Source organism: Nonomuraea sp. B12E4 (genome assembly GCF_039871825.1).
Classification (GTDB): Bacteria; Actinomycetota; Actinomycetes; order Streptosporangiales; family Streptosporangiaceae; genus Nonomuraea.
This window is the reverse complement of the sequence record NZ_JBDPME010000015.1, coordinates 18,207-40,010: the sequence shown is the minus strand read 5'-3', so window position 1 is coordinate 40,010 and position 21,804 is coordinate 18,207. Positions and strand designations below refer to the sequence as shown.

General features: G+C 70.4%; 23 protein-coding genes and 1 tRNA gene. 10 read left to right on the top strand and 14 right to left on the bottom strand.

Going from position 1 to position 21,804, the window contains the following annotated elements:
• Positions 1-100: 100 nt before the first annotated feature.
• Entirely contained in the window at positions 101-478 is a 378-nt protein-coding gene (locus ABGB18_RS29425; RefSeq protein WP_347698871.1) for a hypothetical protein, read from the bottom strand.
• Positions 475-837 (bottom strand): hypothetical protein, encoded by a 363-nt coding sequence (locus ABGB18_RS29420; protein ID WP_347698870.1) that lies wholly within the window; start codon positions 835-837, stop codon positions 475-477. The genes ABGB18_RS29425 and ABGB18_RS29420 overlap by 4 nt, the downstream gene beginning before the upstream one ends.
• 107 nt (positions 838-944) lie before the next feature.
• On the opposite strand from ABGB18_RS29420, the gene ABGB18_RS29415 reads away from it, so the two are divergent.
• On the top strand, positions 945-1,439 hold the full coding sequence (locus ABGB18_RS29415; RefSeq protein ID WP_347698869.1) for a DUF523 domain-containing protein: 495 nt from the start codon (positions 945-947) through the stop codon (positions 1,437-1,439).
• On the opposite strand, the gene ABGB18_RS29410 is transcribed toward ABGB18_RS29415, so the two are convergent.
• Positions 1,415-1,795: a hypothetical protein gene (locus ABGB18_RS29410; RefSeq protein WP_347698868.1), complete on the bottom strand. Its 381-nt coding sequence runs from the start codon at positions 1,793-1,795 to the stop codon at positions 1,415-1,417. The genes ABGB18_RS29415 and ABGB18_RS29410 overlap by 25 nt on opposite strands.
• A 115-nt stretch (positions 1,796-1,910) precedes the next feature.
• Complete coding sequence (locus ABGB18_RS29405; RefSeq protein WP_347698867.1) at positions 1,911-2,225, bottom strand: helix-turn-helix domain-containing protein; 315 nt, start codon at positions 2,223-2,225, stop codon at positions 1,911-1,913.
• A 229-nt stretch (positions 2,226-2,454) separates the two neighbouring features.
• On the opposite strand from ABGB18_RS29405, the gene ABGB18_RS29400 reads away from it, so the two are divergent.
• The 3 genes from ABGB18_RS29400 (at position 2,455) to ABGB18_RS29390 (ending at position 6,272) form a co-directional block, all read left to right on the top strand.
• Complete coding sequence (locus tag ABGB18_RS29400) at positions 2,455-3,825, top strand: Dyp-type peroxidase (RefSeq protein WP_347698866.1); 1,371 nt, start codon at positions 2,455-2,457, stop codon at positions 3,823-3,825.
• Positions 3,826-3,933: 108 nt separating this feature from the next.
• Positions 3,934-5,730 (top strand): Na+/H+ antiporter NhaA, encoded by a 1,797-nt coding sequence (gene nhaA, locus ABGB18_RS29395; protein WP_347698865.1) that lies wholly within the window; start codon positions 3,934-3,936, stop codon positions 5,728-5,730.
• Positions 5,731-5,768: 38 nt separating this feature from the next.
• On the top strand, positions 5,769-6,272 hold the full coding sequence (locus tag ABGB18_RS29390; protein ID WP_347698864.1) for a hypothetical protein: 504 nt from the start codon (positions 5,769-5,771) through the stop codon (positions 6,270-6,272).
• Between the two features lie 34 nt (positions 6,273-6,306).
• Here ABGB18_RS29390 and ABGB18_RS29385 read toward each other — a convergent pair whose 3' ends face one another.
• Positions 6,307-7,077 (bottom strand): NAD(P)H-binding protein, encoded by a 771-nt coding sequence (locus tag ABGB18_RS29385; RefSeq protein WP_347698863.1) that lies wholly within the window; start codon positions 7,075-7,077, stop codon positions 6,307-6,309.
• A gap of 79 nt (positions 7,078-7,156) precedes the next feature.
• Here ABGB18_RS29385 and ABGB18_RS29380 point away from each other — a divergent pair, with 79 nt between their 5' ends.
• From ABGB18_RS29380 to ABGB18_RS29365, 4 genes are all read left to right on the top strand, one after another.
• Positions 7,157-7,516 (top strand): hypothetical protein, encoded by a 360-nt coding sequence (locus ABGB18_RS29380; RefSeq protein WP_347698862.1) that lies wholly within the window; start codon positions 7,157-7,159, stop codon positions 7,514-7,516.
• 357 nt (positions 7,517-7,873) lie between these two features.
• The gene (locus tag ABGB18_RS29375; protein ID WP_347698861.1) at positions 7,874-8,875 is read left to right on the top strand and encodes a YafY family protein; all 1,002 of its coding nucleotides are present in this window, start codon (positions 7,874-7,876) and stop codon (positions 8,873-8,875) included.
• 460 nt (positions 8,876-9,335) lie between these two features.
• Entirely contained in the window at positions 9,336-9,689 is a 354-nt protein-coding gene (locus tag ABGB18_RS29370) for an SPW repeat protein (RefSeq protein WP_347698860.1), read from the top strand.
• 493 nt (positions 9,690-10,182) lie between these two features.
• Positions 10,183-11,238, top strand: coding sequence for a glycosyltransferase family 2 protein (locus tag ABGB18_RS29365; protein ID WP_347698859.1), 1,056 nt, complete (start codon positions 10,183-10,185; stop codon positions 11,236-11,238).
• 420 nt (positions 11,239-11,658) lie between these two features.
• Here the strand turns inward: ABGB18_RS29365 and ABGB18_RS29360 are convergent.
• The 4 genes from ABGB18_RS29360 to nadD form a co-directional block, all read right to left on the bottom strand.
• Positions 11,659-11,731 (bottom strand) — tRNA-Ala (locus ABGB18_RS29360).
• 455 nt (positions 11,732-12,186) lie between these two features.
• A complete protein-coding gene (locus ABGB18_RS29355; protein WP_347698858.1) occupies positions 12,187-12,816 on the bottom strand; it encodes a histidine phosphatase family protein in 630 nt (209 codons plus the stop codon).
• Positions 12,817-12,871: 55 nt separating this feature from the next.
• Positions 12,872-13,267: a ribosome silencing factor gene (gene rsfS / locus ABGB18_RS29350; protein ID WP_347698857.1), complete on the bottom strand. Its 396-nt coding sequence runs from the start codon at positions 13,265-13,267 to the stop codon at positions 12,872-12,874.
• 117 nt (positions 13,268-13,384) lie between these two features.
• Complete coding sequence (gene nadD / locus ABGB18_RS29345; RefSeq protein ID WP_347698856.1) at positions 13,385-14,002, bottom strand: nicotinate-nucleotide adenylyltransferase; 618 nt, start codon at positions 14,000-14,002, stop codon at positions 13,385-13,387.
• A 96-nt stretch (positions 14,003-14,098) separates the two neighbouring features.
• Between nadD and ABGB18_RS29340 the strand changes: the two genes are divergently transcribed.
• Positions 14,099-15,121 carry a M48 family metallopeptidase gene (locus ABGB18_RS29340; protein WP_347698855.1) on the top strand — a complete coding sequence of 341 codons (1,023 nt, stop codon included), beginning with the start codon at positions 14,099-14,101 and terminating at the stop codon, positions 15,119-15,121.
• A 69-nt stretch (positions 15,122-15,190) separates the two neighbouring features.
• Here ABGB18_RS29340 and ABGB18_RS29335 read toward each other — a convergent pair whose 3' ends face one another.
• From ABGB18_RS29335 to proB, 4 genes are all read right to left on the bottom strand, one after another.
• Positions 15,191-16,867, bottom strand: a complete 1,677-nt coding sequence (locus ABGB18_RS29335; RefSeq protein WP_347698854.1) for a serine/threonine-protein kinase — start codon at positions 16,865-16,867, stop codon at positions 15,191-15,193.
• A gap of 82 nt (positions 16,868-16,949) precedes the next feature.
• Positions 16,950-17,126 carry a hypothetical protein gene (locus ABGB18_RS29330; protein ID WP_347698853.1) on the bottom strand — a complete coding sequence of 59 codons (177 nt, stop codon included), beginning with the start codon at positions 17,124-17,126 and terminating at the stop codon, positions 16,950-16,952.
• Between the two features lie 49 nt (positions 17,127-17,175).
• On the bottom strand, positions 17,176-18,447 hold the full coding sequence (locus ABGB18_RS29325) for a glutamate-5-semialdehyde dehydrogenase (RefSeq protein ID WP_347698852.1): 1,272 nt from the start codon (positions 18,445-18,447) through the stop codon (positions 17,176-17,178).
• Positions 18,448-18,554: 107 nt separating this feature from the next.
• The gene (gene proB / locus ABGB18_RS29320) at positions 18,555-19,682 is read right to left on the bottom strand and encodes a glutamate 5-kinase (protein ID WP_347699032.1); all 1,128 of its coding nucleotides are present in this window, start codon (positions 19,680-19,682) and stop codon (positions 18,555-18,557) included.
• A gap of 164 nt (positions 19,683-19,846) precedes the next feature.
• Here proB and ABGB18_RS29315 point away from each other — a divergent pair, with 164 nt between their 5' ends.
• Positions 19,847-20,161 (top strand): hypothetical protein, encoded by a 315-nt coding sequence (locus ABGB18_RS29315; RefSeq protein ID WP_347698851.1) that lies wholly within the window; start codon positions 19,847-19,849, stop codon positions 20,159-20,161.
• A gap of 189 nt (positions 20,162-20,350) precedes the next feature.
• Here ABGB18_RS29315 and obgE read toward each other — a convergent pair whose 3' ends face one another.
• Positions 20,351-21,703 (bottom strand): GTPase ObgE, encoded by a 1,353-nt coding sequence (gene obgE, locus ABGB18_RS29310; protein WP_347698850.1) that lies wholly within the window; start codon positions 21,701-21,703, stop codon positions 20,351-20,353.
• Positions 21,704-21,804 lie beyond the last annotated feature (101 nt).

Here is a 21,804-nt window from a genome sequence, read left to right as displayed (position 1 = left end):
CATTCATCAAATCATGGGACGAATCACCACCCTACAGGACCGATATAGGTGTTCTTACAAGGTTGCGCTCTTCGGCCACCGGCCGCGGAGGACCGCGGCGTCAGCGCCTGCGCCGCAGCCAGTAGAGCCCCACGAGGGGCAGGACGAGCGGGATGAACAGGTAACCCTTGCCGTACGTGGACCAGACCGTCTCGTCGGGGAAGGCGGCCGGATCCAGGACGCTGAGCGTGCCGACCACCAGCACCCCTGCCAGCTCGACGACGATCGCGGCCAGCGCCAGCCGCCGGGCACCACGGAAGAGGGCGACGGTGAGCAGGATGTAGACGAGCGCCGCGAAGGCCGACAACGAGTACGCCAGCGGCGCCTCGCCGAACTTGAGGGCGATCTGCACCCCCGCCCGCGCCCCGGCGGCCAGCGAGAACAGCCCGTAGACGGCGACGAGCGCCCGCCCTGGCCCGGTGCCGATCGAGGTGGTCACGCGCCCCCCTGCCAGATCTGCAGCAGGCGCCCGGTCATCACCGCGACCGCGAACCCGGCCACCACCAGGATCGCCGACCCCCACCGGCTCCGCTCGGCCAGCGCGAGGAACACCCCGGCCGGCGGGATGAGCACCTGGCCCCCGACATAGCCGAACAGCGTCACCTTGTCCGGGGGCCCGGCGCCACCGGCCACGGCAGCGATGACGAAGCCCGCCTGCACCAGCACCGCCACTTCGAGCACGGCGAAGCCGACCAGCAGGACCATGCCCATCGGCCGGTCGCGGATGGCGGTGACCAGGCTCGCCAGCGTCAGCAGCACGGCGAGCACGATCACGATCGTGGCGACGGTGGTGTTCATCGGGACAAAGGCTATCGCCCGGGTGGCTCGCCCCTGATTCCGTCCGGCCCTCATGCGAAGGGCCGGTCGCCGTCCCGCGGGTCCGGGCACGCTCATAGGATCGAAGCGTGGACAGGATCCTCGTCAGCGCCTGCCTGATGGGGCGCAAGGTGCGCTTCGACGGCGGCGCGAAGACCAGCTCGGACGCCTGCCTCGCGGCCTGGCGCGCGGAGGGGCGGCTGGTCCCGTTCTGCCCGGAGGTGGAGGGCGGGCTGGCGATCCCGCGTCCCGCCGCCGAGATCGAGGGCGGCGCGGGCGGGGCGGCCGTGCTGGCGGGCGACGCCCGCGTGCTGGCGGCCGACGGATCGGACGTGACGGCGGCGTTCCTGGCGGGCGCGCGAGAGGCCCTGGCGGCGGCGCGGTCGGCCGGAGCGCGGCTGGCGGTGCTGAAGGAGGGCAGCCCGTCGTGCGGTGTGCTGTCGATCTACGACGGCACGTTCGGCGGGCGGCGCACCCCCGGGCGGGGCGTCACGACGGCGCTGCTGGAGCTCAACGGCATCCGCGTGTTCGGCGAGGACCACATCGCCGAGGCAGCCGCCTACCTGCGGACTCTGGAGACGTAGAAGGCCCCGGCCAGGCCGGCGGCGAGCAGGGTCGCGATCGTGCCGTGATACCAGCTGAGCAGCGCGCTCTCCCCGTCGCCACGAAAGGCCACCGCCATGATGCCGAGCAGCACCCCGGCCAGCGCGCCCGCGTGCGTGTAGATCAGCCCGTCCCAGCCCCAGGCCCGGCCGGTGAGCGCGCCGACGGCGCCGGTGAGCATGGCCGCGGCGCACAGCAGCTCCACGATCACGGCCGGGACGATCACGGGCTGGCGCAGCGGGCCGAGCGCGACCCCGGCGTGCGACAGCCCGAAGCAGACGAAGGCCAGCAGGTAGACCACCGAGAGCAGGCCCAGTGCGCGGCGGAGTGCGTCCATGCTCCCCACGGTCGCAGCCGGGCCGCCCCGCGCCATCGTCCCAAGGGAGGCGGCGCGGATACGTCCTGTGCGGTAGGCAGCAGCCGGCGCACCAGGCGGATCACCTCGTCAATGGTCACCCGGGTCTCCTCTCGCCGGACTCGCACGCGGCCACCGCGCGCCCCGCCTCGCCCGTCATGGTCGTGAGCGGCCCTGGCCGCCCGGGAGGTGCGCTCCTCCTGGCCCCCAATGAACTGCTCCCACAGAGCGCCGGGAACAGCCCCGGCTTGCCACCGAAGTGGTGGTAGAGGCTGCCGGCGTTGATGCCCGAGGCCGTCACCAGGTCGGCGACCGTGGCCTCGGCGTATCCCTTGGCCAGGAAGAACTCGCGGGCGGCGCGCAGCGGGATGTCGCGCGTGCCACTCGATCTGCCCCGACGCCGGCTCGTCATCGGTGCTCCCCCGCCCCGCCCGCGGGTGCCGACGGCTCGATCATGACCGCTCCGCGGGCGAATACGATCGGGAAACCATGGTGTCCGCATTCTTGGAACTTTCTCGATCGCCCGCGAGTCGTACAGGTGGGGCGCGTTGGAAAAACCCGGGGGATTCGTAAATTTGCGTTCCTTCTGCAACGCGTCAGGGGGCCCGATTTCCTGGGGAAAACGGGGAAAGGACTCGACAATGCCTGTCGATCTGAACAACGCACAACCTCTGGCCTGGGACTCGGCCACGCTCGACGCGGACACGAAGGCGATGCTGGACAACCTCCAGCCGAACATCCTGCGCGCTCACGTGCGTGACCATCTGTCCGTGCTGTTCGTCCGGTTCAACGACGTGGCCGAGGGCAGGGCCTACCTGCGGCGCCTCGCGGTCACGAAAATGAAGTCCGCGCGCAAGCACCTGCAGGAAACGCGCGACTTCACCGCCCGAGGCCGGCGCGGCAGCCCGTACGTGGGCGTCGGCATCAGCAAGGCCGGATACCGCGACCTCGGCCACTCGGTCGAGGACGTGCGGGCATTCGGCGACAAGGCGTTCCGCGACGGCATGAAGCGCCGGACCGCCGAGGTGAACGACCCGCCGGCGGAGCAGTGGGAGTGGGTCTACCAGCGGGAGATCCACGCCGTCATCCTGATCGGGGACGACGACACGCACACGGTGGCGGCGCTGCGCGAGGAGATCGTCGCGGACCTGCCGGAGAGCGCCCGGCTGCTCGGCGAGGAGACCGGGAAGAGCATGCGCAACCCGGCCGGTGACGGGATCGAGCACTTCGGATACGTGGACGGCCGCAGCCAGCCGCTGTTCCTCAAGGACGATGTGGACAAGGAGCCGAAGGAGCACTGGGACCCGGCGTTCCCGCTGGCGAACATCCTGGTCCAGGATCCCTTCGCGCCTAACCCGGACCGTCACCACGGCAGCTACCTGGTCTTCAGGAAGCTGGAGCAGAACGTCCGGGCGTTCAAGGAGAACGAGCAGGAGCTGGCCGACAGCCTCGGCCTGGCCGGCGCCGACCGCGACCGGGCCGGCGCGCTGCTCGTCGGCCGCTTCGAGGACGGCACGCCGCTCACCTCCAAGCCCAAGGAGGTCGGCGGGCCGGTGAGCAACGATTTCAACTTCGACACCGACGACGGCACCAAGTGCCCGTTCAGCGCGCACGTCAGGAAGACGAACCCCCGTTCCTTCGGGCGTGAGGTGCTGATGGCCCGGCGCGGCCAGACCTACGGCGATCGTGACGACCAGCCCTGGGACGACTCCCCGCCGGAGGTACGCCCGAGGGGGGACGTGGGCTTGCTGTTCATGGCCTTCAACAGCAGCCTGGTGGACCAGTTCGAGTTCACCCAGCAGTCGTGGGCCAACAGCCCCGACTTCCAGGTCGCGGGCACGGGCCACGACCCGGTCATCGGGCAGGGGGACCGCGACATCAAGGTCACCCACCCCACGGCCTGGGGCAAGCCCGAGATGTCGGAACCGCAGGCCCAGGTGACTCAGACGGTCACGCTGAAGGGCGGTGAATACTTCTTCGCGCCTTCACTGGCCTATCTGCGTAACCTGTGAGATCGCGCTGAGGGCGGGTCGCCGGGCGGCCCGCCCTCGGCATGCCCAGGGGCCGGGGCTCGGTCTTCCGAGGGCACTCTAAAATCAGGTCTCCGGGGGAGATCTGATATGTTGCGCGCCTTTTTTCGCACCGAGGCGGGGAGCACAAGTGTGCTGCTCATCGCCACCGTGTTCGCCCTGCTGTGGGCCAACTCGCCGTGGAGGCACACGTACGAGGCCTTCTGGCACACCCGCATGGGGATCTCGTTCGGCGACGCGAGCTTCTCCCTGGACCTGCGGCACTGGGTCAACGACGGCGTCATGACCGTCTTCTTCTTCCTCATCGGGCTGGAGGTGTCCTACGAGGCGCGGCTCGGGCAGTTGCGCAACCGGCGGCTGATCGCCGTGCCCGCCGTCGCGGCACTCGGCGGGATGCTCGTGCCGGCCGGGATCTACCTGCTGCTCAACTACGGCGGGCCGGCGGCCGGCGGGTGGGGGGTGCCGATCGCCACCGACACCGCCTTCGTGCTGGGCGTGCTCGCCGTGGTCGGGGCCCGGTGCCCCGACCCGCTGCGGGCCTTCCTGCTGACGCTGGCCATCGTGGACGACGTGCTGGCCATCATGATCATCGCGATCTTCTACACGGCCAGCCTCTCCGTTCCCGCCCTGGTCGCCGCCGTCCTGCTGCTCGGAGCCGTGGTGACCCTGCGGTGGCTGAGGATCTGGCGGGCGCCGGCGTACATCGTGCTCGGGTTCGCGTTGTGGGTGGCCACGCTGCAGAGCGGCATCCACCCGACGCTCGTGGGCATCGCGATGGGGATGCTGGTCTTCGTGTACGCGCCCAGCGACCAGAAGCTGCTGCTGGCCGGCGAGGCCGTGCACGGGTTCACCAGCGATCCCAGCGCGGAGCGGGCCAGGGAGGCCGCACTCCGGGTGCAGCGGGCCGTCTCCGTGAACGAGCGGCTGCAGCTCCGGCTGCACCCGTGGAGCAGCTACGTGATCGTGCCGCTCTTCGCCCTGGCCAACGCCGGGGTGGGGCTCGACGGGGAGATCCTGCGGTCCGCGCTGACCTCGCCGGTCACCCTCGGGGTGGCGCTGGGGCTGCTGGCCGGGAAGTTCGTCGGGATCTCGCTCGGCACCTGGCTGCCGCTGCGCTTCGGGTGGGGCACCCTGCCGGGGAACCTGGTCTGGGGGCAGTTGCTGGGCGGGGCCGCGGTGTCCGGGATCGGGTTCACGGTGGCGCTGTTCATCGTGGACCTGGCCTTCGTGGACCCGGTCCTGCACGACCAGGCGAAGATCGGCATCCTGGCGGGGTCGCTGCTGTCGGCCGTGCTGGGCTGGGTGATCTTCAAGCTGGCCTGGGACCGGGGCGGGGTCTGCGCGCCGCCGGACGAGGAGCCCGCCGAGGAGCTGCCCGAGGTGCTCACGGTGCCCGTCGGGCCGGAGGACCACGTACGGGGGCCGGCGGGCGCCCGGGTGACGATCGTGGAGTACGGGGACTTCGAGTGCCCGTACTGCGGGCGGCTCCATCCGGTCCTGGAGGAGCTGATGCGGAAGAACCCGGACGTGCGGATGGTGTTCCGGCACTTCCCGCTGCGTACCCTGCACCCCCGGGCCGCCTCCGCCGCGATCGTGTCCGAGGCGGCCGCCGATCAGGGCAGGTTCTGGGAGATGCACGACCTCCTCTACGACAACCAGCGCTTCCTCACCGACGCCGACCTGGAGCAGTATGCCGCCGACCTGGACATCGCCCCCTGGTCGGACGTGCCGGGCCACGTCGCCAGGATCGCGCTCGACGAGGATTCGGGCCGCGCGAGCGGCGTGCGCGGCACCCCCACGCTCTTCCTGAACGGAGTCCGCTACCAGGGCCCGCTCGACCTGAACTCGATCAACAGCGCGGTGGCGGATCTGCGCGAATCCCCGTAGCGTCGGAAGGTCGTTTCCTCTCCCAGCGGAGCTCTCTCGTGCACATGATCCAGGTCACCGGCATCATCTCCCTCATCATCATGGCCGTCGTCCTGATCGCCGGGGCCGTCGTGACGGCGATGAGAAGACGCGACCACGGTCGGGCCGCGCTCTTTGGGATGGCGGGTTGCATCGTGCTGCTGCTGGGAGTGGTGCTCAACATCGCGGCCGGCCTCTTCATGTCCATGCTGGGTGTTCTCACGGTGTCGGCGATCTCCAACCTGATCTCGACGATCTTCCAGGCGGTCGGCATCGGACTGCTGGTCTGGGGCGTGATCGCCCGCCGGAACCCACCGCAGGCGGGCCAGCCGCAGGGGGCGGGCTGGCCGCAGCCCCAGCAGCGGTGGCCTCAGGGCGGGCAGCAGCCCCCCACACAGCGGCCCCCGGCCCCACAGGACGCCGCACAGTGGCCCCCCTCCCAGCAACCGCCGGCCTCACAGCCTCCCGTCCAGCCCGGTTGGCAGGCGCCGCAGCAGCCGCCCTACGGCGAGAACCAGGGCTGACCAGGCGGACGAGACCGTCGGGGACCGGCCGGGCTCAGGTCCGTCGCAGATGATCCTCCCAGGTGATCTCGCCCGTGGGCTGCGCCTTCGTGGTCAGGTGCCCGGCCCTGAAGGCCCGGCCGAGCCTGCCGGGCACCCGGAGCCGCAGCACCCGTCTGCGAAGCCCGCCGGCCCGCAGCCAGGTCTCGGCGAGTTCGGCCATCGTGCGTACCTCGGGCCCGCCGAACTCCTCGATCCTGCCCCCGGGCCCGCGCCTGAGCAGTGCCACGAGATGCCGGGCCAGGTCACCGGCGTCCACCGGCTGCACGGGGATCCCCGGATCGGCGATCACCACGCCGAGCCGGGCCGTCGCGCTCAGCGCCTCCACCACGAACCCGTGGAACTGCGTGGCCCGCAGGATCGTCCAGGGCACGTCACCCTCCTCGACGAGCCGCTCCGCGCGTACCTTCGTACGGAAATAGCCCCAGGGCACCCGGTCCACACCCACGATGGAGACATAGACCAGATGTCCCACACCGGCCTCGCGGGCGGCCGCGAGCAGCGCGGACGTCCCGCCGAGCTCGACCTTGAGCGTGTAGCCGCCTTTGTAGGGCGCCGCGGCCAGGTGGACGATCGCGTCCGTTCCGGCCACGGCCTCCGCCACACCCCGGCCGGTGGACAGGTCCGCGACCACCCACCGCACGCCTCCGGCGGCGGGACGCGCGGTACGGCTGGTCGCCCGTACCTCGAAGCCCGCCTCGACCAGCATCTCCATCAGGGGACGGCCGAGCCGCCCGCTGCCACCTGTCACGAGTACCGTAGTCATGCCGTTTCGACGGAATATCTGCGGCAAATGTGACAATGTCACCATCATCGACTGGCCCACAGCACCGCCTGAGGGGATCATGAATCAAGATCAGCCTGGTCGTCGCGAGCCGGATCCCAACCAGACGGTCAGGCTCCGTTACCCCCGTCCGGCCCCTCCCCCCAACCAGGGTCCGCCCGAGGACCCCAACACGCGGCGCCTGCCGTACACGCCGGACATGTTGCCCGACGTGCAGCACTACGAGGCCAAGCCGCGCAGGTCCGCCTGGTGGTGGGTGGTCCTGGTCGGCGGGCTCGTGGTGCTGGTCGCGGCCCTGGCGGTGGCGGCGGTCCTGTGGGCACGCAGCGCCGCCGACAAGCCGCGCGCCACCGAAACCCGCTCGGCCATCACCTTCGAGCACGCCCCGCCTGGGGACGCCGGGCCGTCGCGCCTCGGCTGAGGCCGTGCGCGACCGTCACGCCCGCGTATGATCCAGTTGGTCTCCCAGGTCTGCTCGCCGTCCACTGAGTACGCCGGCCCCCAGCGACACGAGTCGGCCCCGAAGACCGTCCACCCGAACCGGCACCGCACCGTCCTGCCCTCGTAGACGTCCTCTCCGCGGAACTCCCCCCGAACCGGCCCACCACGGGCGACGGGTCCAGCACGCCCCTGGCACTGCCGACCCGACCACGTGCCCGCCGCCGGCCGTACACCCGCAGGCTCATCCCACTGGCCGGGACGGTGATCTCGTCCAAGCCCGCCGCCCCGTCGCAATGCCGGGTGGCGACCGTGAAACTGACAGGTAGTGTCAGCGTATATGCGCGCCTCCCGCCTGGTGTCCATCCTCCTGCTCCTGCAGACGCGGGGCCGGATGACCGCCCGCGAGCTGGCCGAGCGCCTGGAGGTCTCGGTACGCACCATCTACCGCGACGTCGAGTCCCTGCACGCCGCCGGCATCCCCCTGTACGGCGACGCGGGCCGCAGCGGCGGCTACCAACTGCTCGACGGCTACCGCACCCGGCTCACAGGGATGACCGCGGACGAGGCCGAGTCCCTGTTCCTGGCGGGTCTGCCGGGGCCCGCGGCCGAGCTGGGGCTGGGCGCCGTGGTGACGGCCGCGCAGCTCAAGCTCATGGCCGCGCTGCCGGTGGAGCTGCGCGACCGCGCGGGGCGCATCCAGGAGCGCTTCCACCTCGACGCGCCCACCTGGTACCGCGATCCGGAGCCGGTGACCTACCTGCCCGCCGTGGCCGACGCGGTCTGGAACGAGCGCCGCATCCAGGTCCGATACCGCCGGTGGAAGGCGCCTCAGGAGGTGGAGCGGCGGCTGGAGCCGTACGGGCTGGTGGTCAAGGCCGGGCGGTGGTATCTCGTGGCGGGGGCGGGCGAGCACGTACGGACCTACCGCGTCTCGCAGATCCTCGACCTGCACCCGCTCCCGGAGGTCTTCACCAGGCCGGACGGGTTCGATCTGGCGGCTTACTGGCAGGGATACCTGGAGGAGTTCGAGGCCCGGCTGAAGTGGGGCGAGGCGGTGGTCCGGCTGTCGCCGGCCGGTCTGAAGCGCCTGGACGACCTCATGACCCCTGGCGTGGTCGCGGCGGCGCGGGAGAGCGCGCAGCCGCCGGACGAGCAGGGCTGGACGCGGGTCACGGTGCCGATCGAGTCGATCGGGCACGCGCTCGGCGAGTTCCTCAGGCTGGGCACGGACGCCGAGGTGCTGGAGCCCGCGGAGCTGCGTGAGCGGCTGGCCGCCACCGCGGCCGAACTCGTGGCCCGTTACCGACTTCCAAGCATTTCTTTGGATATATCGGGATAAGACATGTTTTGCCCGCAGGGAGTTTCCCGCCATGGACCTTCACGAGCGCCTGCCGGTCCAGGTCAGCGCCAGGGACGTCCACGACGCGGTCCGGACGTCCCCGTTCGGGCCTGGCACCCCCGTAAGCCCATGCGCCCCCGACCCCGTGAGCCCCTGGTGTTCCGGGTGGACAGCTCGAGGTGGAACGCGCTGGTCACGCTGGCCGCCTACTCCGTCGGACCTTGGCCACCTGCCCGCTCGTGACCTGCCGGGTGAAGCCGGCGGGGAGGAACCCGGCGAGACGACCCAGCTGACCCGGCTGACCCGCGACGCTGCCCGCATCTGCTCGGATCACGTCCTCACGAATCAAGTGTGCGCAACATCACCATGAGCAAAGGGAATCTCCGTCTCCCCCCGAAGGTTGCAGCCGATCGACTGACCAAACAGGCCAGCCTCGCGAACGCCATTGGCGGAGGTCCTCATGAAGGCATGGTCACGCTGGCAGGACTGGGTGCTCCTGGTCGCCGGCATCTACGCGGCACTCTCCCCGATCTGGGTGAACAGCGCCTCCGGCGCGATGCCCTCGCTGATCGTCCTGGGTGCGCTCACCGCGATCACCTCGCTGGTGTCCCTCACATACCCGGGCACGGTGGCGACGGAATGGCTCAACACCCTCTGGGGTGTGCTGCTGTTCATCGCACCGTGGGTCCTGACGTACACGCAGTCCCAGGGGGCCTCGTGGACGTCCTGGGTCGTCGGGGTCATCGCGGTCGTCCTCAGCCTGACGGCGGTTCCCGTCAGCCGCGCGGCACACCGACAGGCAATCCAGCACTGACAACACCCATCCCCCCAGGGCCGGACCTCGATGGTCCGGCCCTTCCTTGTTCCGGGCCCACCGACGCCGCGCATCTGCGAACCGGCACCCCCAACCCCGGAACGCCCCTGATCGGGGCTGTACCGGAACCGGCCGATAGCCATGGAAACCGTTGGAAACACGCTGATCACGTACGCCAGGGGAGCGGCGCCCGTGGCCCTACGCGAACGCGACGACTCCACGGTGCTGTCCCCGTCGAGGAGCAGCCCGCACCAGTGCCCCGTACCCCTTTCCCACAGAACCTGGTTCGACCCCTCCCCCATCCACAGAACGCGATTCGGCCCCTCCCCGGCCCCACCAACCCCAGCATCCTCGTTTCCACACCGACGACATCACCCACGGAGAGGAAGCACAGGATGCCCGGAGGCCCGCCCACGCTGGGATTCAGCCTGATCATCTACGCCATGGTCGGCCTGGTGACGCTGATCTCGCTCAAGCTGCGAAGGAGGCGCAGGTGACCCCGCCCTCCCTCACGGTGATCGTCCCCGCACACAACGAGGAGCAGGGCCTACCCGCCACCCTCAACTCCATCAAGGCCCAGTCGATCCCACCAGAAAAGATCATCGTCATCGACGACGGCTCCACCGACCGCACCGGCGAGATCGCAGCGAGCCACGGCGTAACAGTCCTGCGCCCACCGCAAAACCTGGGCAGCAAGGCCAAGGCCCAAAACCACGCGCTCCCCCACTGCGACACCGACCTGATCCTGGCCGTTGACGCCGACACCGTCCTCGCTCCCGACTACATCGAGCGCATGAAGCCCGTCTTCGACAACCCCGACGTGGACGTGGCGGCAGGCAACGTACAAACCCGCTTCTCCCGCACCCCCTGGGAGCGAGGCAGATCCACCGAATACCTCTTCGGTTTCCACTGGCACCGCCCGATCCAGCAACTCGCCGACAGCCCCATGGTCTGCTCGGGCTGCTGCTCGGTGTTCAGGCGCACCGCCCTGACCGCGTTCGGCGGTTTCCCCGAACGCACGATCGTCGAGGACATGGATTTCACGTGGAGCCGGCAGATCGAGGGCCGCAAGGCGGTCTACGTAGCCGACGCCGTGGCCTGGGCCGCCGACCCGGAAACCCTCACTTACCTCCGCAAACAGGTGTGGCGCTGGATGGCGGGCTTCATGCAGAATGTCCGCCTCCACCTCCCCCGCCTGCTCACCCGCAAGCCCATGCTGGCCACCTGGATCATCGTGGCCCTCCTGGAGATCATCCTGGCCCCGCTCTGGTGGGCCACCCCACTGATCCTCATCCTCGCCGCCGACGAGCCCATGACCCGCACACTGACGTGGTGGGCGGGAGGCGAGCTCCTGCTCACCATCCCCATCCTGATCCACGCCGCCAAACGCCGCCACCTCCCTCCCGGCCGCGTCCTCCTCAACCTCCCTTTCGTCTACCTGAACAAAGCCGTCAACCTCTACTACGCCTGGAAAGCCCTCCTGGTCGAGCTGATCATGGTCCCCCTCCGCCTCACCCACGGTCTCCTCACCTACGAGAAAGGCCGCTGACCCACCCACCCCGCCCCGCCGAGCGCCGGGCACCACCCGCCGGACGCAGCTCCGGCCGGGGCGGTGTGCCGCTTGAGTGCGCGCTGCAGGTGGACCAGCGGGCCATAGAAGGGCATCAGTGCCAGGGGCGGTTGTCCAGGCCAGTGCGCGTCCGAAATCGGCGTGGGCGCGGTCCTGGCCCCGCGGAACCACTCATACGCCACCACGGCAAGCACCGAACGCAGGTCCAGCACATTCACCGCGCGGCCGACCCACGAACGAACTGCCCGACGCCGCTCCCGGCCGCCGCCCGGATCGCCCAGGGATTGGAGTAGGTCGCCCAGGGATTGGAGGAGATCGCCCCGGGGCACAGGCCCGCAACCTGCTGATCAACAAGAAAGGCCCGGCTCCACCGAGATGGAACCGAGCCTTTCGATCTTGTGGAGCTATGGGGATTCGAACCCCAGACCTCCTCCATGCCATGGAGGCGCGCTACCAACTGCGCCATAGCCCCTGGTCACCGCTCCGAGTCCACCCGTTGCGGCGCTCGGAGAGCATATAGCCATCCGCACCGATTCGCATAATCGCGCCGTGGCCCCACCAGAACCGCGAGCCACCAGGCCACCACCAGGAGCCCGAACCCGAAAGTCGAGTCCAGTCCGCAGCGGACACCGAAGCGCCGGCCCCCGACTGCCCGGAACCGAGCAATTCCGCCGGCCTGCCCCATACGACGTGCCAGACACGGTGCACCGGGACCGTACGCGGCTCCACAGACGCCACGAAGCAAAGGGGTCCAAAACAGCACACGACAGTCCCAGGCAACGCGAAGCGCCGTCCACCTACGACGCCTCAACAGCCCCAGACGACGCGAAACACCGTACAACCACGCCATGCAACGACGACGCCTCAACGCACCCCTGCCGCACGGCCCCCGAGCCGTACGGACAGTACGGGCAGTACGAGCCCTGCCTAGGCCTCGGTCTCAGGCTTGTCGTCACTGCGTACGGGTTCCGGCAGCGTCCCGGCGTTGTGTTCCAGCAGCCGCCACCCACGACGCCCTTCGTGCAACACGGACCACGAGCAGTTGCCGAGCCCGCCCAACGCCGACCACAACTGCTCCGGCAGCCCCAGCAGCTCGCAGATCCCGAGCCGCAGCGCGGCCCCGTGCGAGACCACGACCAGCAGCCCGTCGTCCGCCAGCCGAGCCGCCCACCGGCGCATGGAGGCCGCCACCCGCGTGGCGACCTCGGTGACCGGCTCGCCGTCAGGAGCCTCCCAGACGGTGTATTCCTCGGGCCAGCGGGCGGCGATCTGCTCCCGCGTCAGCCCCTCCCACTGGCCGCCGCCCCGCTCGCGCAGGGCCTTGTCGACCGCCACGTCGAGCCCGACGATGCGCCCGAGCGCCAGCGCGGTGTCGTTGGCGCGCTGCAGGTCGGAGGAGACGATCATGGTGGGCCGCAGCGCCGCCAGCAGTGAGGCGGCCCTTGCGGCTTGGGCCACACCCGTCTCGTCGAGGGGAATGTCGGAGTGCCCCTGGAATCGCTGCTCGACATTCCACAGGGTCTGCCCGTGTCTCAGGCAGACGATCCGCTTGCTCATGCGGCTTCCCCGCTGTTTCCCTCATGAGCCTGTATGGTGCGTACGCTCTGCTTCCTCACGCGCGCGCCCGCTGGAGGTTGGCCTGCATGACGCTCTCGGGGAGCGAGATGCCCGGGCAGTCCTTCCACAGGCGCTCAAGCGCGTAGAACGTGCGGTCTTCCTCGTGCTGCACGTGCACGACGATGTCGATGTAGTCGAGCAGCACCCACCGCCCCTCGCGTTCGCCCTCACGGCGGACGGGCTTGGCGTCGGCCTCGGTGCGCAGCCGCTCCTCGATCTCGTCGACGATGGCACGGACCTGGCGGTCGTTGGTGGCGGAGCAGAGCAGGAAGGCGTCGGTGATGACGAGCTGTTCGCTCACGTCGTAGGCGAGGATGTCATCGGCCAGCTTGTCGGCCGCGGCTTCCGCGGCGATGCGCACGAGCTGGACGGATCTGTCAGATGCGGTCACGATGCGGGTCTGTCCTCCTGTGTCGGCAGCATGCCCATATGTTGAGGGTACCCTTCCAGGCCGAAACCCCTCACGTACGGCATGACTTCCCACGCGCGCCCAGGTCACGCGTCTCTTTCATCCTTCCGAGTGGTACAAGCCTCGTTTGTTGATGTACTGAACGATTCCATCCGGCACCAGATACCAAATCGGTTCCCCCTTGGCGACTCGCTGACGGCATTCGGACGACGAAATGGCCAGTGCGGGAATTTCCAGCAACGTCACCTTGCCCTCGGGCAGTCCCGGATCGTGCAGTGTGTGCCCGGGACGGGTGCAGCCGACGAAGTGGGCGAGCTCGAACAGCTCATCCGCGTTCTGCCAGCCCAGAATGGCACCGAGCGCGTCGGCGCCGGTGATGAAGTACAGCTCCACGTCGGGACCGTAAATTTCCGAAATATCACGCAAAGTGTCGATGGTGAACGTCGGCCCCGGCCGATCCACGTCCACCCGGCTGACAGAGAAGCGCGGATTCGACGCGGTCGCGATGACCGTCATCAGATAACGGTCCTCAGCGGCGGAGACCTCCCGCTCCGCCTTCTGGTACGGCCGTCCGGTGGGCACGAAGACGACCTCGTCGAGATCGAAGTGGTGAGCCACCTCACTGGCGGCGACAAGGTGGCCGTGGTGGATGGGATCGAACGTCCCACCCATCACCCCAACTCGCCGCTTCCCCTGTGCACCAGGCGCGTTCATCATGAAACGGACACTACGCGGGCGCCCCACGACAGGATGATGGCACCCCCCATGATGATGTCCGCGCGCCACTTCCGTTGCGGACGTAGCATGCCGGGCATGACGACCACCCCGGACCGCAACCGCGTCCAACTGCCCGGCATCTCGTCCCGAGCCTATGAACACCCTGCAGACCGGTCCGCCCTGGTCGCTCTGCGTAAGTTGAGTGGGTTCGATACGGTTCTCAAGCAGATGTCCGGCCTCATCAGCGAGCGGCGGCTTCGCCTGATGTACCTGGCCTCGGCCGTGCGCGTGAGCGAGACCCAGTTCCGCTCCGTCTACGACATGGGCCGCGACGCCGCCTACACTCTCGACCTGCACCGGATCCCGGAGATCTACATCCAGCAGGACCCGCAGGTCCAAGCCAAGGCCATCGGCTTCGACGACCCGTTCATCGTCGTCACCACAGGTCTGCTCAACCTCATGAACGAGGAGGAGCAGCGCTTCGTCATCGGCCACGAGACCTCGCACATCCTGTCGGGGCACGCGGTCTACCGGACGATGCTCGACATCCTGACCCGCCTCGCCACCCGCGTCGCCTGGATCCCGCTCGGCTACATCGGCCTGCGCGCGATCGTCGCGGGCCTGGAGGAGTGGTACCGCAAGTCCGAGCTGTCCTCCGACCGCGGTGGCCTGCTCACAGGCCAGAACCCGGAGGCGGCCAAGCGCGCGCTGATGAAGCTCGCCGGCGGCGACTACACCCACGAGATGAACATCGAGGCGTTCCTGGAGCAATACCAGGAATACGACACCGCGGGCGACCTTCGCGACGGCTTCCTCAAGGTGCTCAACCTGCTCGGCACCACCCACCCGTTCGCCGTGGTGCGCGTGGCCGAGCTGGACAAGTGGCAGCGCAGCGGCGAATACGACCGCATCATCGGCGGCGACTACCCGCGCAGGGAGGACGACTCCAACGCACGGGTGACCGACGAGATCAAAGCGGCGGCCGAGTCCTACCGCGCGTCCTGGTCGCAGTCGCAGGACCCGTTCATCGGCGTGCTGCGCGACGTGGCCGAGGGCGCCGTCAACGCGGGCGAGCGCATCTTCAACCGCTTCTCCCGCCGTGACGGCGGGCAGGGCTAGCCGATCGGCCCCGTACGCGACCGATCCGTTTGATCAGCCGCGTTTGGTCCGCCGTCACGGGGCAGCGGATCAGATCAGGAGGGCGATGGCGCGCACGGCGGCCGCACACAGGGCGACGAACCCGCCCAGCACGGCCAGTGCGCGCAACCCCTCTCTCCGCAGGTCGGGCAGCCGATGACCGATCCGCTCGATCTCGCGCCCGGTGATCCCGCCGCACAACATCCCGAACACCACGCCAGCCACCGTGACGGGCGCGGGTTGTTGCCACCAGGTGGAGTCGATCTCCCCGCCGCCGGTCACCCAGAGCGCGCCGCCCGACGCCACCGCGACCGGCACGCCCGGCCACACCACGGCGGTCGCCGCCGCCCCGGCCAGCGCGAGCGGGAAGAGCAGCACCCGTAGCGTCACCCGCAGGCGGCGCGAGTTGTGTTTCCTGGTCAGCCAGTGGCTCATCCAGAGCGTCCTGGTCAGCACCACGAACACCGTCGTGATCCCGATGGAGGCGATCGGGAAGATCACCGAGACCACGACGCACGGCACGGCCAGCACGGCGAGCAGCAGCAGCGCGCCGTTGCCCGCGGGCAGCGTGGTGGACGGCTCCGCCCGCAGCCCCGCCTTCTTGCGGGTCTGCGGCTTGGCCGCCGCCCTGCTCCTGACGGCCGCCGCCGTACGCTGGCGCGGCCCGGTGTTCTTGCCCTCCGCGTTGAGCCGGGACCGCGGCGCGGGCACCTTGCCGCGCGTGGTGGTGGACTTGCTGTCGGCGTTCGCCCGCGCGCGCGGCGGAGGCACCTTGCCGTCCGAGCCGGCCGAGTTCGGCCGGCTGCGCGCCTTGGCCTCGCCCCGGGCGGCCTCCTCGGCGGTACGGCTGCGCACCGCCGCGCCCTTGCCCTCCTCCGCGACGGCGGCGGCCCGCCCGGCGGCCGGCTCGGGATCGGCGGCGCCGGTGGCCCTGCTCGAGACCTTGGCCAGCCGCGACAGCCGGTCGGCCAGCAGCGCCGCCGTGGGCCGCTTGCCGGGCTCCCTGTTGAGCGAGGCCCGCACCAGCGGCAGCAGTTGCACGGGCACGCCCTTGAGGTCTGCCTGCCCGTTCAGCACCGCGTACATCTGCGCCTCGGCCGTCCCCCGCCCGAACGTCGGCCGCCCGGTCGCCGCGAAGGCCACCGTGGCCGCCCAGGCGTGTACGTCGGCGGGCGAGTCCACATGCTCGTCGGCGAAGATCTCCGGAGCGGTGTAGCCGGGCGTGCCGAGGAACGTGCCCGTCACGGTGAGCCGCGTGGCGTCGAGCACCTGCGCGATGCCGAAGTCGATCAGCACCGGCCCCTCGGCGCCCATGATGATGTTGCCGGGCTTGAGATCGCGGTGCACGACCCCGGCCGCGTGGATGATCGCCAGCGCGGCGGCGATGCCCTGGGCCAGGTCGACGAGCTGGGTGACGTCGAGGGAGCCACTCTGGCGCACGCGTTCGAGCAACGTGACGCCCTCGATGTGCTCCATGACGAGATAGGGCCGGGCGCCGTCCAGGTCGGCGTCCAGCACCTTGGCGACGTACGGGCTCTCGACCCGGCGCAGCGCGCGGACCTCGCGTTCCAGCCGGATGCGAGAGGTCTCGTCCTCGGCCAGATCGTGCAGGACCTTGATCGCGACGTGCTCGCCACGGCGGGTGGTGGCCAGGTAGACCTCACCCATGCCACCCCGGCCAAGCCGTTCGACCAGGGTGTACGGCCCGACCTTGCCGAGCTTGCTCACCGTCCCTCCCCGCCCGGCGCGCCCATAGGGGACACAACCCTAGCGCCGTGACGCGAGTCGCCGCTTGAGGCACGCCGAAGGATTATCGACGTGTGTGGTCGGAGAGCATGGTGTCGAAGTCGGTCGTGGGCTCCTCGGACAACTGCCTGCGGCCTTTCCGGCGCCAGTTGACATGGCCGCGGCTCTCCAGCCAGAGCAGCAGCCGGTCGGCGCCGAAGAGCACCGCGGCCGAGAAGACGAGGGCGACGACAATTTCCATGCCTCCCAGTCAAACCGCCGGACATCCCCCGGTCAGGCCGACACGCCGGTCAACCGGCCACCACCGTGCCCTCTGACGTGCGCAAATGCCCCTCGCCGGTAAAGACCCACTTGGTGGAGGTCAGCTCGGGCAGCCCCATCGGGCCGCGCGCGTGCAGCTTCTGTGTGGAGATGCCGATCTCCGCGCCGAACCCGAACTCCCCTCCGTCGGTGAACCTGGTCGAGGCGTTGACCGCCACCGCCGCCGAGTCGACCAGCGCCACGAACCTGCGCGCGGCCCGCTGCGACCTGGTGACGATGGCCTCGGTGTGCGCCGAGCCGTAACGTCTGATGTGCGCCACCGCCTCCTCCAGCGAGCCGACCACGGCGGCGGCGATGTCGAGCGAGAGGTATTCGGTGTAGAAGTCGTCCTCGGTGACGGGCACGACGTCGCCATGGCGGGCGATGGCGGCATCGCCGTGCACGGTCACGCCCGCCTCGCCCAGCGCGCGGAGCGCCGCCGGCACGAACGCGTCGGCGATGTCGGCGTGCACCAGGAACGTCTCGGCGGCGTTGCACACCGACGGCCGCTGGGCCTTGGCGTTGACCAGGATCTGCACGGCCAGGTCCACGTCGGCGTCGGCGTCGACGTAGACGTGGCAGTTGCCGACGCCGGTCTCGATCACCGGCACCGTGGACTCCTCCACCACCGAGTGGATCAGGGCCGCGCCACCGCGCGGGATCAGCACGTCGACCAGGCCGCGGGCGCGCATGAGCTCCTTGACCGAGTCGCGCGTCCGCCCCGGCACGAGCTGCACGGCGCCGGCCGGGACCTCGGTGCCGCGCAGGGCCTCCCGCATGACCCGGACCAGGGCGGTGTTCGAGGAATAGGCGCTGGAGGAGCCCCTGAGCAGCACGGCGTTGCCGCTCTTGAGGCACAGGGCGGCGGCGTCGACGGTGACGTTGGGGCGGCCCTCGTAGATGATGCCGATCACGCCCAGCGGAACCCTGAGCTGGCGCAGCTCCAGCCCGTTGGGCAGGGTGCCGCCGCGGACCACCTCGCCGACCGGGTCGGGCAGGTCGGCCACCTCGCGGACGGCCTCGGCGACCGCCGCGACCCTGGCCTCGTCGAGCCGCAGCCGGTCGATCATGGCCTCGGCGGTGCCCTGCGCCCTGGCCTGCTCGACGTCCTCGGCGTTGGCCTCGACGATCTCGGCGGCATGTGCGATCAAGGCGTCCGCGATCGCGCGCAACGCCCGGTCCTTGGGCGCCCGCGGCAGCGGGGCCAGCTCGGCGGCGGCCTCTCGCGCCGCGCCGGCGACCTTCAGGAACTCTGTACTCATTGCTACGCTCCGCTCCGCTGCTCCGGACTCCTCAAGCACCTGCGCTCCTTCCGGAACGAGGCGACCTCTGCTGCTCCGCTCCGCAGGCTACGGACTCCGTAAGCGCATCAGCTGTGGGCTTCCAGTATGACGATGTCGTCGCGGTGTATGAGCTCGCGTTCGTATTCCGGGCCCAGCTCGGTCGCCAGCTCCCGGGTGGAGCGGCCGAGCAGGTCGGGGATCTCGGTGGCGTCGAAGTTGACCAGGCCACGGGCCACCACGAGGCCGCGGGGCTCGCACAGGTCCACCGGATCGCCCGCCGCGAACTCACCCTCCACACCTGTCACCCCGGCCGGCAGCAGCGACTTGCGCCGCCCCACGATGGCCTCGACCGCGCCCTGGTCGAGGTGCAACCGGCCGCGCCCGGTGGTGGCGTGCGCGAGCCAGAGCAGGCGGGTGCCGGGATGGCGGCCCCCGGGGTGGAAGTAGGTACCGATGTCGTCTCCGGCGAGCGCCTGGGCCGCGTGAGCGGCCGCGGTGAGCACTACCGGCACACCGGCCCCGGTCGCGATCCTGGCCGCCTGCACCTTGGTCACCATGCCCCCGGTGCCCACGGCCGCGCCGTTCCTGCCCAGCTCGACGCCGATCAGGTCCTCCGGGCCGCGGATCTCGGCCAGCCGGCGCGACCCGGCGCGGCTCGGCGGGCCGTCGTAGAGCGCGTCCACGTCCGACAGCAGCACCAGGGCGTCGGCCCTGATCAGGTGCGACACCAGCGCCGCCAGCCGGTCGTTGTCACCGAAGCGGATCTCGTCGGTGGCCACGGTGTCGTTTTCGTTGACGATGGGCACGATGCCCAGGTCGAGCAGCCTGGACAGGGTGCGCTGGGCGTTGGCGTGGTGCGCGCGCCGCATCATGTCGTCGGCGGTCAGCAGCACCTGGCCGACGCGCAGGCCGTAGCGGGCGAAGGAGGAGGTGTAGCGGGCGACGAGCACCCCCTGGCCGACGGACGCGGCCGCCTGCTGGGTGGCAAGGTCGCGCGGTCGCGCGGTCAACCCGAGCGGGCCGAGGCCCGCCGCGATCGCCCCGGAGGAGACCAGGACGAGCTGCGCGCCCGAACCGCGGCGCGACGCCAGCACGTCCACCAGGGCATCGACCCGGTCGACGTCGATCATTCCGGCGGGAGTGGTGAGCGAGGACGACCCGACCTTGACGACCACCCTGGACGCTGAGCTGATCTGTTCTCGCACGTTTCGCAGCCTATCCGCTCGGCGGGGCACTCCATTCACCGCCGGTCTCACCTGTTGATACGGTGACGCTCACGGCCGCCCGCCGCATCGCGGCCGTGACCTCCCCGGGCGAGTCGCCGCGGCGCAGCGCATAGGAGGCGGCCGAGGTCACCGCTCCCATCATCGCCCCCGCCATGGCCGCCGCGGCCGCCGTCGCGCCGCTCGTCGAGTCCGGCCGGGGCCGCGTCGTCCACCCCTCGACCAAGCTGGCACTCAACCGCTGGCTCAGGCGCGCCGCGCCGCGCCCCGAGTGGGCGGGCGCGGGCATCCCGCTCAACGCTGTGGCGCCCGGCGTGGTGGACACGGAGACGGCCTGGCGGACGTTCTTGGACGATCCGGCCACTCGCGAGCTCGTGGCGGCCGCCATGCCGCAACCGCTGGGCTTCCCCGGCCCGGTGGCGCCGATCGCGTCGTTGCTGGCGTGGACGGTCAGCGCGGACAATTCATGACCGGCCAGATCCTCTACGCCGATGGCGGCGCGGAAGCAACCCTGCTCGGCGCCGCCGAGAGCTGACCAAGCCGGCCCGCCACGGGCTCGACGCCACAGAACACCCGGCACGCCCGGGCACCCGCCGCGAGCTGACCAAAGGGCCCGACGCCACGAAGCGCCCGGCGAACGCCCGGCCACCCGCCGCGAGCTAGCCGAGGCGGCTGTCGGAGCCCCTCGGCCCCTGCCGGACGGACTCGGCGCTCAGCGTGGGCTGCCAGTCGAAGACGTAGCCGCCCTCCATGGGCCCGATGACCACCTCGGCCCCGGCCGTGGCGCCCGCCTTGGCCAGCTCCTCCTCGACACCGAGCCGCTCCAGCCGGTCGGCGAGGTATCCCACGGCCTCGTCGTTGCTGAAGTCCGTCTGCCTGATCCACCGCTCGGGCTTCTCACCGGTGATCTGGAACAGGTTCTCGTTGACCCGGCGCACCCGGAAGCCGGTGTCCCCGAGCTGCTTGGGCCTGATCACCAGCCGCGTGGGCTCCTCGACCGGCTTGTTCGCCCTGGCCGCCGCCACCCACTCGCCCATGGCGAACGTCAGCTCCCGCAACCCGTCGTGGGTGGCCGCGGAAACCGTGAACACCCGCAGCCCCCGCTCCTCGAACTCGGGCGTCACCAGCTCGGCCAGCTCCCGGGCGTCGGGCACGTCGGCCTTGTTCAGCACGACCAGCCGGGGCCGGTCCTCAAGCTTCCCGTACGCCCGCAACTCCGCCTCGATCACCTCATAGTCCGTGATCGGATCCCGCCCGGGCTCCATGGTGGCGCAGTCGATGACGTGCACGAGCATGTCGCACCGCTCGACGTGCCGCAGGAACTCGTGCCCCAGCCCCTTGCCCTCCGAGGCCCCCGGGATGAGCCCCGGCACGTCGGCCACGGTGAACACGTTGTCCCCCGCCGTCACGACGCCGAGATTCGGGATCAGGGTCGTGAACGGATAGTCGGCGATCTTCGGCTTGGCCGCGCTCAACGCGGCGATCAGCGACGACTTGCCGGCGCTCGGGAACCCGACCAGCGCCACGTCCGCCACGCTCTTGAGCTCCAGCATGACGTCCAGCGCGTCCCCGGGCTCCCCGAGCAGGGCGAACCCGGGCGCCTTGCGCCTGGTGGTGGCCAGCGCCGCGTTCCCCAGCCCGCCGTGCCCGCCCTGGGCGATGACGTAGCGGGTGCCGGCTCCCACGAGGTCCACCAGCACCTCACCCGTGGCCGCGTCCTTCACCACAGTCCCGTTGGGCACGGGAAGCACCACATCGCCCCCGTTGGCCCCATCCCGGTTGGAGCCCTGCCCCTGCTTGCCGTTGTCGGCCTTACGATGCGGCCGGCGGTGGTAGTCGAGCAGCGTGGCGGTGTTGGGATCGACCTCCAGGACGACATCACCGCCCCGGCCGCCGTTCCCGCCGTCGGGGCCGCCGAGCGGCTTGAACTTCTCGCGGTGGATGGAGGCACATCCGTTCCCTCCGTCACCGGCACTGATATGAAGGACCACCTGGTCCACAAAGTCCGGCATCCCGCACTCCTCCATCCCACCGGGGCCATCTCGTCCCCGTACCCGGGCCACCCGGCACACCGCCGGACGGCCACCCCCCAACAACGCCCCTGGAAACGCCA

Bases quoted from the DNA above. Each gene is read 5' to 3' on its own strand.
- ABGB18_RS29420 (WP_347698870.1), bottom strand. From the start codon at position 837: ATGAACACCACCGTCGCCACGATCGTGATCGTGCTCGCCGTGCTGCTG.
- ABGB18_RS29410 (WP_347698868.1), bottom strand. From the start codon at position 1,795: ATGGACGCACTCCGCCGCGCACTGGGCCTGCTCTCGGTGGTCTACCTG.
- ABGB18_RS29405 (WP_347698867.1), bottom strand. From the start codon at position 2,225: ATGACGAGCCGGCGTCGGGGCAGATCGAGTGGCACGCGCGACATCCCG.
- ABGB18_RS29400 (WP_347698866.1), top strand. From the start codon at position 2,455: ATGCCTGTCGATCTGAACAACGCACAACCTCTGGCCTGGGACTCGGCC.
- nhaA (WP_347698865.1), top strand. From the start codon at position 3,934: ATGTTGCGCGCCTTTTTTCGCACCGAGGCGGGGAGCACAAGTGTGCTG.
- ABGB18_RS29385 (WP_347698863.1), bottom strand. From the start codon at position 7,077: ATGACTACGGTACTCGTGACAGGTGGCAGCGGGCGGCTCGGCCGTCCC.
- ABGB18_RS29380 (WP_347698862.1), top strand. From the start codon at position 7,157: ATGAATCAAGATCAGCCTGGTCGTCGCGAGCCGGATCCCAACCAGACG.
- ABGB18_RS29375 (WP_347698861.1), top strand. From the start codon at position 7,874: ATGCGCGCCTCCCGCCTGGTGTCCATCCTCCTGCTCCTGCAGACGCGG.
- ABGB18_RS29370 (WP_347698860.1), top strand. From the start codon at position 9,336: ATGAAGGCATGGTCACGCTGGCAGGACTGGGTGCTCCTGGTCGCCGGC.
- ABGB18_RS29355 (WP_347698858.1), bottom strand. From the start codon at position 12,816: ATGAGCAAGCGGATCGTCTGCCTGAGACACGGGCAGACCCTGTGGAAT.
- nadD (WP_347698856.1), bottom strand. From the start codon at position 14,002: ATGATGAACGCGCCTGGTGCACAGGGGAAGCGGCGAGTTGGGGTGATG.
- ABGB18_RS29340 (WP_347698855.1), top strand. From the start codon at position 14,099: ATGACGACCACCCCGGACCGCAACCGCGTCCAACTGCCCGGCATCTCG.
- ABGB18_RS29330 (WP_347698853.1), bottom strand. From the start codon at position 17,126: ATGGAAATTGTCGTCGCCCTCGTCTTCTCGGCCGCGGTGCTCTTCGGC.
- ABGB18_RS29325 (WP_347698852.1), bottom strand. From the start codon at position 18,447: ATGAGTACAGAGTTCCTGAAGGTCGCCGGCGCGGCGCGAGAGGCCGCC.
- ABGB18_RS29315 (WP_347698851.1), top strand. From the start codon at position 19,847: ATGGCCGCCGCGGCCGCCGTCGCGCCGCTCGTCGAGTCCGGCCGGGGC.
- obgE (WP_347698850.1), bottom strand. From the start codon at position 21,703: ATGCCGGACTTTGTGGACCAGGTGGTCCTTCATATCAGTGCCGGTGAC.